Source organism: bacterium (assembly GCA_035308905.1).
GTDB lineage: Bacteria > Sysuimicrobiota > Sysuimicrobiia > Sysuimicrobiales > Segetimicrobiaceae > DASSJF01.
The window spans coordinates 162,643-175,186 of record DATGFS010000030.1 but is presented as its reverse complement, the minus strand read 5'-3'; the positions used below and the strand labels follow the sequence as shown (position 1 = coordinate 175,186).

Sequence of the window (12,544 nt, the reverse complement as noted above, 5' to 3'; positions counted from 1 at the left end):
GAAGGCGGCCGGAGGCCTTGCGCAGACGGGGTCCGGCAGTCGTTCGCGTGGTACTACCTCCGGGTGAGCGGCCTGCTCATGGTCGCGCTCGTGTTCATCCATCTATTTGTCGTGCACTACGCCTCGGCGCCGTCCGCGACGACCTCCGCGTTTGTCGCCGCGCGCTGGGGCCCGCGGGACGGGGCCGGCGCCTGGCGCGTGTTCGATTGGACGCTGCTTCTGCTCGCGCTCACGCACGGCGTCGCCGGCGTCCACGGCATGGTGCGGGACGTCGTCCGGCGCGCGGGCGCGCGGGCGGCCCTGGATGCGGCGGCCGGCGCCGCCGCGGCCGGCTTCCTTGCCCTCGGCACCGCGGCCGTCCTCGCCGGCTCCCCGGTCCACCGCGACGCCGGACCGCTGTCCTCGCAGACGTGGATCCCGGCCGCGCTGGTCGGCGGCCTCGTCGCCGTCGCCACGGCGACCTACGCCGGCGTGGCGGCGGCCGTCGCGGTCCTGATCTGGCGAATCACCCGGCGCGAGCCGATCGGCCGCTGGAGCTATTCGGGGCAGTGGGCGTTCGCGCTCAACCGCGCCGCCGGCGCCGGGATTCTCGGCTTCCTCTTGCTGCACGTGCTCGACGTCGCGTTGTTCCCGTTCGCGCCGGCGCTCTACGACCGGACGGTCGCGGCCTACGCGATGCCGTACCTCGTCCCGATGGAGGTCGGGCTGGTCGCGGCCGTCGTGTACCACGCGCTGGACGGACTGCGCCTCATGACGCTCGAGGTCCTCGATCGCCGCGGCGAGGCCGCGGCAGCGCCGTCGTTCGTGGCGGTCGTGGTGCTCACGGTGTCGCTGTCGCTGCCGGCGCTCGCGGTGCTGCTGGGCTGGCGTCCGTAGCCGCGCAGGCGGTTTCAGCGAGGGAGAGCGCGAGACAGGGCAGGAGAGAAGGCCGCGTAACGGAAGGCAGGGTGCGACTCGGCCGGTTAGGAGGACTCTCGATGGACGGGACGGAGGCATGGCCCGCGCTGCCCCTCGAGGCATGGCAGGAGACGCGCGATACGCTGCACATGTGGACGCAGATCCTCGGCAAGATCCGCCTCAAACTCACGCCGCACGTCAATCATTGGTGGCAGGTGCCCTTCTACCTGACGTCGCGCGGCCTGACCACGACGCCGATCCCATACGGCGACGGCACCTTCGACGCGACCTTCGATTTCATCGATCACGTCCTGGTGCTTCAGACGAGCAACGGACGGACCGAGACGATCGCGCTGCGGCCTCGATCGGTTGCCGATTTCTATCACGACGTGATACGGGCGCTCCAGGGGCTCGCGATCGATGTCAGGATCTGGACGAAGCCATCGGAGTACCCGAACCCGATTCGCTTTGAAGAGGACACCCGGCACGCCGCGTACGATGCGGCGTACGCGCATCGATTCTGGCGCATCCTGCTGCGGGCCGACACCATCCTCAAGGAGTTTCGGGGGCGGTTCGTCGGCAAGGCGAGTCCGGTCCATTTCTTCTGGGGCGGCTTCGATCTGGCCGTGACGCGCTTTTCGGGCCGCCGCGCGCCGCCCATTGCGGGCGCCGATTCCATGACCCGCGAAGGATATTCGCACGAAGTGAGCAGCTGCGGCTTCTGGCCCGGGAGCGGCGGCGTGACCGGTGCGGCGTTTTATTCGTACGCGGCGCCCGAGCCGCCCGGCTTCAAGGAGGCCCGCATCCGCCCCGCCGCGGCGTCCTACAATAAAGAGTTCTCCAATTTCATACTGATGTACGATGACGTGCGATCCGCGGAAGACCCGCGGGCCGTCGTGCTGGACTTTCTGCAAAGTACATACGAGGTGGCCGCGACGCTCGGACACTGGGACCGCGAGAACCTGGAATTTCGATAGGACGGCCGGCGTAGCGGTTATCGAAGAAGCGACGGCTGACGTCCCGGAGGCGGTATGGCGACCTGCACGCATCAGAATCAAATACACAACGTGACCCCGTCGGGCAAAGGGTGCAAGGAATGCCTCGAGATGGGCGACACCTGGGTGCATCTCCGGCTGTGCCTCACGTGCGGACACGTCGGTTGCTGCGACGACTCGAAGAACCGTCACGCCACCAAGCATTTCCACGCCGTCCGGCATCCGATCATCCAATCGTTCGAGCCGGGTGAGAACTGGCGCTGGTGCTACGTGGACGAAATGTTCCTGTGAGAACGCAGCACGCGGGCGGCTGATCGGAGAAATGGTGGGCCGTGTAGGACTCGAACCTACAACCTTGGGATTAAGAGTCCCCTGCACTGCCAGTTGTGCTAACGGCCCCCGCGTCATTCTAGCGTGTTTGACGGCGACCGACAAGCGGCCGTAAAATCGGAACGCGTCGGACCGCGGGCGTGGCGGAACCTGGCAGACGCACCAGGCTTAGGACCTGGTGGGCCGCGAGGCTCGTGGGGGTTCAAATCCCTCCGCCCGCACCACATTGGATCGATCGTCGTCCCCTTGCGGGGACCAGGCGGCGGAACGCCGTCGTCGCGCGCCCGTAGCTCAGTCGGAGAGAGCGGCTGCCTTCGAAGCAGCGGGCCGGGGGTTCGAGTCCCTCCGGGCGCACCAATTATCGTCCTTGCGTTCATGCGCGAGTAAGCGCATACTTAGCGTGTTCTCCTCTCTTCCGTGTGGCTCCCGAACAATCCGTCCCCAAGGATTGGCGCCTCGGAGGCTCACTACTCGGGGCAAGGCTGAGTCGGGGAGCCCATCATCCGTGCCTCGGGCTCCCGTTGATCCCTGCAAGAAATCTTAGGCGCACGTGCAACTCCGGGGTCACAGCGATTGTGACCGACCCCGGCTTATGGTGTGCTGTCCAACTGAGACAAGGAGGATCACCGTGGCCATAGACGATGACCGGAACCGCGTGTTGGCCTTGGTCCGCGATGAGCCGCACGGCACCGATAGTGCGACGCTGGCGAAGAATCTCGACTTGGCGAAAGATGTGGTGGAGCGCCATCTACTCTATTGCGCGGACTACGCGCTGGTGGCGTGGAACAGGCACGTCAAGGGAGCGGGACGAGCCCTGATCACCATCCGTGGCCGCGATTACTTGGCGCGGCAGCGGCTGTGATGCCGCGGCCTGTCCTTGTTTCACTCGATAACGGTACCACCGCACCACGAACCGCTGGACAGATCGACTCCCTATGAAGAGACGGAGGTAGGAGCCATGCACGCGAGTGTCCGCCGCTACGAAAAGGTATCCCATCCCCGCGAGATTGGACGGCATGTCCGCGAGACGTTCATGCCGTTGATCAGCGCGGTCCCTGGGTTCGTCGGGTACTACTTCACGGACGCTGGAGACGGCACGATGTTCTCTACGAGCCTCTTTCAGGACAAAACCGGCGCTGAGGAATCGAACAGGGTGGCAGCGGAGTGGGTCAGGAAAAATCCGGGCACGCTGCCGACTGCCGCGTCGGTGACGACGGGCGAAGTGATCGGCCACAAGCTGGCAGGGGAACTGGTCAAGGCTAGGTAGCCTGTAGGAGCCATCTACGGCTGCCATGCCAAGGGGGACCGGGGCTTCCCGGTCCTCCTTTTCGCTTAAGTCCCCGGCACAGCCCCGCACCACCTCATGATCATCAGCGCGATGACTTTCGTCGACTGCATGACGCTGTCGAGGTCGGTCCACTCGTCGACGCCGTGGTTGTTGTCGCCGCGGTGGCCCCAGCAGACGCCGGGGAACCCGAAGTAGTGCGCGAAGCGCGAGTCGACGCCGGAGGTGCGGCTGAACGTCTCGATCGGATGTTCGAGCACGTCGCGGCCGGCTTCCCGCAGCGTCGTAATAAATGGATGACGCTCGTCTTCCTGCCAGGGCTCGGCGTCCCAGCCGAACCACTCGATCGCCGGCGGATGCTCGCGCATCCAGGGATCGCCGGCCACGGCGTCCCGGCACGCCCGTTCAACTTCGGCCCGCACGTCCTCGCGCGTCTCGCCGGGCAGGTAGCCGACGCGCGCCTCGATCTCCGCCGAGCCCGCGACCGTTGACGGCCAGTCGCCCGCGCGCACGGAGCCGACGCTGAGATGACACGCGCGGCCGCGCGACCCGTCCGCGAACGGCGAGCCTTCGTGCCGCCGGGCGCGGGCCTCGTCGAGCCGGCCCAGCGCGAGCAGGATCGGCGCCGTCTTGACGGCGGCGTTGACGCCGAGGTGGGCGTTCCCGGCGTGCGCGGTCTTGCCCTCGACCCGCACGCGGAAGTACATGATGCCGCCGTTGCCGATGCGGATGCGGTGCGCGCACGGCTCGGTCGCGATGAAGCCGTCCGCGGTGTGGCCGGCGAGGAGCACGGCCAGCGCGCCGCCGCCCCCGCCGGCCTCTTCCTCGATCGTCGAATGCAGCTGCACGGTGCCGCGCGGGCGCAGGCCGGCGTCGAGGATCGCACGGAGCGCGACGTAGTTGGCGACGAGGCCGGCCTTCATGTCGTTCGCGCCGCGGCCGTACATGCGGCCGTCCACGACCGTCGGATTCCACGGACCGTACGTCCACCGCGACTCCGGCTCCGCGGAGACGACGTCCATGTGGCCGTTCAGGATGAGGCTTTTGGCGCTCGGGTCGCCCGGCAGCACGCCGATCACGTTGGGGCGGCCTTTGTAGGCGGCCGCCTCGGCCTTCCAGCCGCAGTAGGCGCGGTGGCGCCTCACGGCGTCGAAATCGACCGGGAGGAGCCGGGTCTCGAGCCCGAGCGCCCGGTAGCGCTCGGCGATCCACGCCTGGCCGGGTCCTTCGTGCCCGACGACGGTGGGGATCCGCACCAGCGCGGCGAGATCTTCGATCAGCGCGTCGCGAAGCGCGTCGATGCGCGCCGTTACCGCGGACACGCGCTCCGGGGTCAAGGCGCGCGCCGCACGCCGCGGCCTTCCTCGCCCGGCCGGGTTTGCCCCGCGGCCGGCCCCTGCGGGATGACCTCGCAGACCGCGTTGTAGTCGGGCTCCCCGCAGCTAGGCATAGGAGAGCTGATCGCGGTTCTCCCGCAGCGCCCTGGCCATCTCCAGATAATGGTTGGGCTTGGTGTACCCCAGCCCGATCGGCGACGCGCCGACGTGCCGGCGGGATGACCTCCGTCGCCGCGATGTGCCCGTCATCGGCTCCCTTCCGGGTGCCGGCGCTCTCGGCGCGTGCACCTCGTGCGGTCTTCAGAAACGTCGCGCGGCCTCCTGCCCCGTCTGCGCAGGACCTCCGGCCGCGCGCGTTGCCGCGCGGCCTCCTGCAGGCGGTTCCGGTGGTCCGGGTGAACCCCCCACGCGGCGGGCTGCGATCCTCATCCGCGCGCGTCCAGGGAGGCTCGGCCGATGAAGTCCAAAGCCGCGGTGCTGTTTGAAGCGGGCCGGAAGCTCGAGATCCACGACATTGAGGTCCGGCCGCCGAAGGCGGGGGAAGTCCTGATCCGCATGGCCGCCGCCGGCGTCTGCCACAGCGACCTGCACGTCATGACGGGGCATCTCTTCGCGCCGCTGCCCGCGGTCCTGGGGCACGAAGGGGCGGGCGTCGTCGAAGAGACCGGCCCCGGCGTCGCGTCGCTCCGGCCGGGCGACCACGTGATCCCGCTGTGGCGGCTCAGCTGCGGCGAATGCGAGTACTGCACGGCGGGCCGCCCGGCGCTGTGTCCGTCGGGGACCGCGGTCCGCATGACGGGCTATCTCCCGGACGGCACCACGCGCCTCGCGCTCGGCGACACCGAGCTCAAGCATTTCGCGGGCGTCTCGAGCTTCTCGCAGTACGCGGTAATGCCGGAGAAGGCGCTGCTCAAGATCCCGAACGATCTGCCCCTCGACCGCGCGGCATTGTTCGGCTGCGCCGTGATCACCGGCGTCGGCGCCGTGGTCAACGCCGCGCAGGTCCGGCCGGGGACGAGCGTCGCCGTGTTCGGCGCGGGCGGCATCGGGCTCAACGCGATCCAGGGGGCCGCGCTGGCCGGCGCCGCGACGATCGTCGCCGTGGACGTGTTGGCGCGGAAACTCGAGTACGCGCGGCAGTTCGGCGCGACCCACACGGTCGACGCGTCGGCCGAAGATCCGGTGGTCCGCATCCGGTCGCTCACCGGGGGCCGGGGCGTGGACTACGCGTTCGAGGCGATCGGGGTGCCGCGGGTGATGCGGCAGGCCTACGACGTGCTGGCGAAGCGCGGCACGGCCGTCATCATCGGCGTGACGCCGATGACGACTGAAGTCTCGGTCCCCGTGATGTCGCTCGTGTTCGAGGAACGGGTGCTCACGGGCTCCGTGTACGGGTCGAGCCGTCCCCGGGTCGACATTCCGAAACTGATCGACCTCTATCGCGGCGGCCGCCTCAAGCTCGATGAGCTGCTCACGCGCACGTATCCGTTCGAGGAAATCAACACGGCCTACGAAGCGTTGGAGCGGGGAGAGGTGGCGCGCAGCGTCGTCGTCTTCTAACCGCGGTGATCCTTGACCGTCGGCGGGACGCTCAGTACACTGCGTCCGGACCCACGGATCAAGGAGCGTCTCGTGAGATGAAAGTGGAAATGCGGACCGAACCCGCGAGCCGCGTCGTGCTCGAGATCGACGTGGCGGAGGACGCCCTCGCCCGCGCGATGGACCGGGCCTACACACAGCTGGTCCGCCGCGTGCAGGTGCCGGGCTTCCGGCGCGGCAAGGCGCCCCGGCCGATTCTCGAGAAGCACGTCGGCGCGGAGACCCTCCGCGAGGAGGCGCTGCGCCAGCTCGTGCCCGAGCAGTATTCGGAGGCGGTCGCGCAGACCGGCGTGTCGCCGATTACGCGGCCGTCGATCGAGGTCAAGGACGCCGCCGACGGCAAGGGGCTGCACCTCACCGCCATCGTCGACGTCTACCCTGCGATCACGCTGCCGGACTACCGGCAGATCCGGGTCGCCGCCGAACAAACCCCGGTCACCGACGCGGACGTCGACCGCGCGATCGAGGACATCCGCGCGCGCCACGGGCGGCTTTCGAGCGTTTCCGAGCCGGCGCGCCGCGGGGATTTTATACTGCTGACCGTCGTCACCGCCCCGGAGGGGCACGAGCGGCTGCAGGCGGGTAAGGAGCTCCTGGTCGAGGTCGGGGGCGGCCTCTTGCCCGAACCGGTCGAGGCGGCGCTCGAGGGCGCCTCGGCCGGAGAGGAACGCACCACGGCGCTTCCCGGCTCCGGGCAGGCCGTGGTGAAGATCGGCGACGTGCGCCGCAAGGAGCTGCCGGCGCTCGACGACGCGTTCGCCCGCACGGTCTCCGACCGCCAGACCCTGGCCGAACTGCGCGACGGCCTCCGAGAGCGCCTGACGGCGGAGCGGACGGCGGAGGAAAACCGCGCGCACCGCGAGCGGGTCCTCGACGCGGTGCTCGCCCAGTCCACCTTTGACGTGCCGGAGAGCCTCGTCGCGCACGAAGTGGAGCACATGCTCCACGACCTCGCGGATACGCTGCGCAGCCGGGGGCTCACCCTGGACTCCTACGCGCGCGCCGTCGGCAAGGACGAAGCGGCCCTGCGCGCGGACATGCGCGAGGGGGCGCTGCGGCGCGTGCGCAGCCGGCTGCTCCTCGAAACGGTCGCGGAACGCGAGGCGCTGAGCGTTTCCGAGGAGGAGATGCGCGCCGAGGTCGAGAACCTCGCTGCGGAGTTGAAACAGGACGTCGCGAAGGTGCAGGCCTGGCTGGCCGAGGGCGGCCGGCAGGAGGGCCTGCGGGAGACCCTGCTGCGGCGCAGAGCGATGGCATTTCTGGTCGACGCGGTTTCAGGCGCCGGGACACCCGCGGCGGCGGGTGCGGCCCCTGAGCCGGCCCCTCCGAGTTCCCCGTGATTGCCCGCGCAGGAGGCCGCTTTGCGGCTGGAGGTCCTGCATTCGACAGGGCCCCCCGAACGGAGGATAATTGAACCCGTGTACGTGCCCATGGTTGTCGAGCAAACGGCGCGCGGCGAGCGGGCCTACGATATCTACTCGCGGCTGCTCAAGGAGCGCCTCATCTTCATCGGCGGCGGGATCGAGGATGAGATGGCCAATCTCATCATCGCCCAGCTGCTGTATCTCGACTACGAAGATCCGGAGAAGGAGATCCAGCTGTACGTGAACAGCCCCGGCGGTTCCGCGACGGCCGGGCTCGCGATCTACGACACGATGCAGTACCTGCACTGCCCGGTCTCGACGATCTGCGTGGGACTGGCGGCCAGCGCGGGCGCGATCATCCTCGCCGGGGGAACCAAGGGCCGGCGGTTCGCGCTTCCCTATTCGCGGATGATGATCCACCAGCCGTGGGGCGGGGCGCAGGGATCGGTGGCGGATATTAACATCCAGACCAAGGAGTTTATCGCGATCCGCCAAATCTTGGATGAAATCCTGGCGAAGCACACGGGCCAGCCGCGGGAGCGGATCGAAAAGGACACGGACCGGAACTTCTGGATGAGCGCGATGGAAGCGAAGGAGTACGGTCTGGTGGACGACGTGATTCAACCCCGGCAGCCGAGTCCGCCGGGGCAGCTCGGACAGCCGGTGCGGTAGCGGGCTCTAGGGGGAGACGCGCCATGTTCAAGGCGGGGGACGAGCGGGACCGCACGAAGTGCTCGTTTTGCGGCAAGACCCAGGAGCAGGTCGGCACGCTCGTGGCCGGCCCGGGCGTGTACATCTGCGACGAGTGCATCGAGCTCTGCAACGAGATCATCGAGGAGAAGCTCGCGGGGCCGCAGCCGGCGCAGAAGCCGCGGGCGATTCCGAAGCCGCACGAGATCTATCAGACCCTCTGCCAGTACGTGATCGGCCAGGATCGCGCGAAAAAGGCGCTCTCCGTCGCCGTCTACAACCACTACAAGCGGATCGCCTCGCACACGAAGCGCAGCGGCGAGGTCGAGCTCCAGAAGAGCAATATTCTATTAATCGGGCCGACGGGCTGCGGCAAGACCCTGCTCGCGCAGACGCTGGCCCGGATCCTCGACGTGCCGTTCGCGATCGCCGACGCCACGTCGCTGACCGAGGCCGGCTACGTCGGCGAGGACGTCGAGAATATCCTGCTGCGCCTGATCCAGGCCGCCGACTACGACGTCAAGCGGGCCGAGCGCGGCATCGTCTACATCGACGAGGTCGACAAGATCGCGCGGAAGTCGGAGAACCCGTCGATCACGCGGGACGTCTCCGGCGAGGGCGTGCAGCAGGCGCTCCTCAAGATCCTGGAGGGCACGACGGCCAACGTCCCGCCCCAGGGCGGCCGCAAGCATCCGCACCAGGAGTTCATCCAGATCGACACCACGAACATCCTGTTCATCTGCGGCGGGGCCTTCGACGGCCTCGACCGGATCATCGAGTCGCGCACTCGGGTCGCCAGCATCGGTTTCGGGGCGGAGATCCGGCCGAAGCGCGAGCACCGGGTGGGGGCGCTGCTCGCGCAGGTGATGCCCCAAGACCTGCTGCGGTACGGGCTGATCCCGGAGTTCATCGGCCGGCTGCCGGTGGTCACGCCGCTCGAGCCGCTGACCGAGCCGGACCTCGTGACGATCCTCGTCGAGCCCCGCAACGCGCTCGTCCGGCAGTATCAGAAGATCCTCGAGATGGACGGGGTCGAGCTGGTGGTCGCGGACGACGCGCTGCGCGCGATCGCGCGTCAGGCGATGACGCGCAACACCGGCGCCCGCGGCCTCCGGACGATCATCGAGGAGATCATGCTCGACATCATGTACGATATCCCCGAACGCGGCGACGTCAAGCGCTGCGTCATCACGCGGGAGACGGTGGACAAGCGCTCCGAACCGATCCTCCTGACCGCGGCGGATCTCAAGAAACTGGCCAAGGAGAAACCTGCCTGAGACGCCGATCGGCGCCGGGATTACACGGTGGCCGGCCGCCAAGTCGGCCGGGCAGAAGTCGATACGGACTCGACCGGGACGGGGCCTCACGGCTCCGTCTCCGTTTTTCGGGGTATGAAGGCCGGTTAGGATGACATGGCTGCCGGCCGCCACGCCGGCCGGCGGGAATCGCCGCGCGGGCGGCGCGCGTATACGTATGTAGATAGTAGGGCACATGGGATGGTAATGGGAACCCGACATCGCCGAACCCAGGGAGGCATTCATGTCCGAGCATAAGCCGGAGCAGAAATCGGAGCTGAAACCCGAAAAAATCCAAGCCGCGCCGGAGGCATCCAAAACACAGGAGCCGGTCACGTACCCGAGCGTGCTGCCGCTGCTGCCGCTCAAGGGGACGGTCGTGCTTCCGGGCATGGTGGTGCCCCTCGGCGTCGGTCGGCCGAAGTCGCTGGCTGCGCTCGAGGCGGCCCTGACCGCCGAGCGCATGATCCTGCTCGTCGCACAGAAGAAAGACGACGAGGAACAGCCGGAACCGGACGGCCTGTACACGATCGGCACGTTCTGCCGGATCCTCCAAGTCGGCAAGCAGCCCGACGGCACGGTGCAGGTCGTCGTCGAGGGGCTCGTGCGCGGGGCGATCACCGAGTTCGTACACACCGCGCCGTTCTTCAACGTCCGCGCGGAGACGCGGCCCGACTCGACGGAGAAGCCGCTCGAGATCGAGGCCCTCATGCGCGGCGTGAGTTCGCAGTTCGAGCGCTACGCCCGCCTGTCGCGGTCCGTTCCGCCCGAGGCGTTCATGCTCGTGATGTCCACCGAGGAGCCCGGCCGGCTGGCCGACCTGGTGGCGCAGCATCTGCAAACCCGCGTGGACACGCGGCAGCGCCTGCTCGAGGCCCCGCCGCGCGAGCGGCTCGAGATCCTGAGCGGCTCGCTCACCAAGGAGATCAACATCCTCGAGCTGGAGCGCAAGATCCAGAACCGCGTGCGCAAGCAGATGGAGAAGAGCCAGCGCGAGTACTTCCTCAAGGAGCAGATGAAGGCGATCCAGCAGGAGCTCGGCGAGAAGGACGAGCGTACGGCCGAGGTCGACGAGTACCGCAAGAAGATCGAGGACGCCAAGCTGCCGGAGAAGGTCAAGGAGAAGGCGCTCGAGGAGCTCGGCCGGCTGGAGAAGATGCCGCCGATGGTGGCGGAGGCGGTCGTGGTCCGTACCTACCTCGACTGGATGCTCGCGCTGCCCTGGAACACGCGCACCGAGGACCGGCTCGACACGAAGGCGGCCCGCAGCATCCTGGACGAGGACCACTACGGCCTCGACAAGGCCAAGGACCGCGTCGTCGAGTACCTCGCGGTGCGGAAGCTCGCGCCCGAGTCGAAGGCGCCGATCCTGTGCTTCGTCGGGCCGCCCGGCACCGGCAAGACCAGCCTCGGCAAGTCGATCGCGCGGGCGCTCGGCCGGAAGTTCGTGCGGGTGTCGCTCGGCGGCGTGCGCGACGAGGCGGAGATCCGCGGACACCGCCGGACGTACGTCGGCGCGCTGCCCGGCCGCATCGTCCAGGGCATGCGCACGGCCGGCAGCCGCAACCCGGTCTTCATGCTCGACGAGATCGACAAGCTCGGCATGGACTTCCGCGGCGATCCGTCGGCGGCGCTGCTCGAGGCGCTCGATCCGGAGCAGAACAACGCGTTCAGCGACCACTACCTGGAGCTGCCGTTCGATCTGCGTGAGGTCATGTTCATCACGACGGCCAACATCCTGGACACCGTGCCGCCCGCCCTCCGCGACCGGCTCGAGGTGATCCGCTTCTCCGGCTACATCGAGGAGGAGAAGCACCACATCGCGACCCAGTTCCTGCTGCCGAAGCAGCTCAAGGAGAACGGGCTGACGCCGGAGCAGGCGTCGTTCACCGACGACGCGCTGCGCCATGTCATCCGGGAGTACACCCGCGAAGCGGGGGTGCGCAATCTCGAGCGGGAGGTCGGCACGATCTGCCGCAAGATCGCCCGCGAAGTCGCCGAGGAGGAAACGACCGCGGAGAAAGTCACCGTGCAGAACGTCCACAAGTTCCTCGGGCCGCCGAAGTTCCGGTACGGCAGCGCGGGACTGGAGGACGAGGTCGGCGCGGCGACGGGACTGGTCTACACGGAGCAGGGCGGCGACATCATCACGGTCGAAGCGTCGCTCCTGCACGGCGACGGGAAGCTCACGCTCACCGGGCAGCTCGGCGACGTGATGAAGGAGTCCGCGCAGGCTGCGATGAGCTACATCCGCGCCCGGGCCCGGCGGCTCGGGGTCGACGAGGCGTTTGCCTCCCGGCACGACCTGCACATCCACGTGCCGGCGGGCGCGGTCCCCAAGGACGGGCCGTCCGCGGGGATCACCATGGCGGTTGCGCTGGCGTCGGCCGTGACCGGCCGGCCGGTGCGCAAGGACGTCGCGATGACGGGCGAGATCACGCTCCGCGGCAAGGTGCTGCCGATCGGCGGCCTCAAGGAGAAGGTGATCGCGGCGCATCGCGCCGGGATCAAGGTCGTCGTGATGCCGAAGGAAAACGAGAAGGATCTCCACGAGATCCCGAACAACGTGCGCAAGAAGCTGCGGTTCGCGCTCGTCGAGCACATGGATCAGGTGCTGGAGGAGGCGCTGGGCGAAGGCGTGGTGCTGCCGGTGCTGACGACACCGCCGGTCGCGGTGCGCCGGCCTCCGTCGCAGCCGTCGATTCAGGCATAACGAACGCGCACACGCGTCGGATACGGCGGCGGGATCCAG

12 protein-coding genes and 3 tRNA genes are annotated in these 12,544 nt (G+C 68.4%); 12 read left to right on the top strand and 3 right to left on the bottom strand.

Going from position 1 to position 12,544, the window contains the following annotated elements; translation table 11 throughout:
* Positions 1–63 precede the first annotated feature (63 nt).
* The 3 genes from VKT83_09280 to VKT83_09270 all read left to right on the top strand — a co-directional run bounded on the left by VKT83_09280 (position 64) and on the right by VKT83_09270 (position 2,183).
* On the top strand, positions 64–876 hold the full coding sequence (locus tag VKT83_09280; protein HLY22643.1) for a hypothetical protein: 813 nt from the start codon (positions 64–66) through the stop codon (positions 874–876).
* Between the two features lie 101 nt (positions 877–977).
* Entirely contained in the window at positions 978–1,874 is an 897-nt protein-coding gene (locus VKT83_09275) for a DUF5996 family protein (protein HLY22642.1), read from the top strand.
* Positions 1,875–1,928: 54 nt separating this feature from the next.
* Complete coding sequence (locus VKT83_09270) at positions 1,929–2,183, top strand: UBP-type zinc finger domain-containing protein (protein HLY22641.1); 255 nt, start codon at positions 1,929–1,931, stop codon at positions 2,181–2,183.
* A gap of 32 nt (positions 2,184–2,215) precedes the next feature.
* Here the strand turns inward: VKT83_09270 and VKT83_09265 are convergent.
* Positions 2,216–2,291: transfer RNA gene (locus VKT83_09265), tRNA-Lys, on the bottom strand.
* 65 nt (positions 2,292–2,356) lie between these two features.
* Between VKT83_09265 and VKT83_09260 the strand changes: the two genes are divergently transcribed.
* From VKT83_09260 to VKT83_09245, 4 genes are all read left to right on the top strand, one after another.
* Positions 2,357–2,446: transfer RNA gene (locus tag VKT83_09260), tRNA-Leu, on the top strand.
* Between the two features lie 56 nt (positions 2,447–2,502).
* Positions 2,503–2,579 (top strand) — tRNA-Arg (locus tag VKT83_09255).
* Positions 2,580–2,850: 271 nt separating this feature from the next.
* A complete protein-coding gene (locus VKT83_09250) occupies positions 2,851–3,084 on the top strand; it encodes a hypothetical protein (protein ID HLY22640.1) in 234 nt (77 codons plus the stop codon).
* Positions 3,085–3,180: 96 nt separating this feature from the next.
* Positions 3,181–3,489 (top strand): hypothetical protein, encoded by a 309-nt coding sequence (locus VKT83_09245; protein HLY22639.1) that lies wholly within the window; start codon positions 3,181–3,183, stop codon positions 3,487–3,489.
* Between the two features lie 65 nt (positions 3,490–3,554).
* On the opposite strand, the gene VKT83_09240 is transcribed toward VKT83_09245, so the two are convergent.
* Positions 3,555–4,829, bottom strand: a complete 1,275-nt coding sequence (locus tag VKT83_09240; GenBank protein ID HLY22638.1) for an ArgE/DapE family deacylase — start codon at positions 4,827–4,829, stop codon at positions 3,555–3,557.
* A 120-nt stretch (positions 4,830–4,949) separates the two neighbouring features.
* Positions 4,950–5,093 carry a hypothetical protein gene (locus VKT83_09235; protein ID HLY22637.1) on the bottom strand — a complete coding sequence of 48 codons (144 nt, stop codon included), beginning with the start codon at positions 5,091–5,093 and terminating at the stop codon, positions 4,950–4,952.
* A 207-nt stretch (positions 5,094–5,300) separates the two neighbouring features.
* Between VKT83_09235 and VKT83_09230 the strand changes: the two genes are divergently transcribed.
* From VKT83_09230 to lon, 5 genes are all read left to right on the top strand, one after another.
* Positions 5,301–6,404 carry a Zn-dependent alcohol dehydrogenase gene (locus VKT83_09230; GenBank protein ID HLY22636.1) on the top strand — a complete coding sequence of 368 codons (1,104 nt, stop codon included), beginning with the start codon at positions 5,301–5,303 and terminating at the stop codon, positions 6,402–6,404.
* A gap of 77 nt (positions 6,405–6,481) precedes the next feature.
* On the top strand, positions 6,482–7,783 hold the full coding sequence (gene tig / locus VKT83_09225; protein HLY22635.1) for a trigger factor: 1,302 nt from the start codon (positions 6,482–6,484) through the stop codon (positions 7,781–7,783).
* Between the two features lie 90 nt (positions 7,784–7,873).
* Positions 7,874–8,479 (top strand): ATP-dependent Clp protease proteolytic subunit, encoded by a 606-nt coding sequence (locus VKT83_09220; protein ID HLY22634.1) that lies wholly within the window; start codon positions 7,874–7,876, stop codon positions 8,477–8,479.
* Positions 8,480–8,502: 23 nt separating this feature from the next.
* Positions 8,503–9,774 (top strand): ATP-dependent Clp protease ATP-binding subunit ClpX, encoded by a 1,272-nt coding sequence (clpX, locus tag VKT83_09215; protein ID HLY22633.1) that lies wholly within the window; start codon positions 8,503–8,505, stop codon positions 9,772–9,774.
* Between the two features lie 262 nt (positions 9,775–10,036).
* Positions 10,037–12,505, top strand: a complete 2,469-nt coding sequence (gene lon, locus VKT83_09210; protein HLY22632.1) for an endopeptidase La — start codon at positions 10,037–10,039, stop codon at positions 12,503–12,505.
* Positions 12,506–12,544 lie beyond the last annotated feature (39 nt).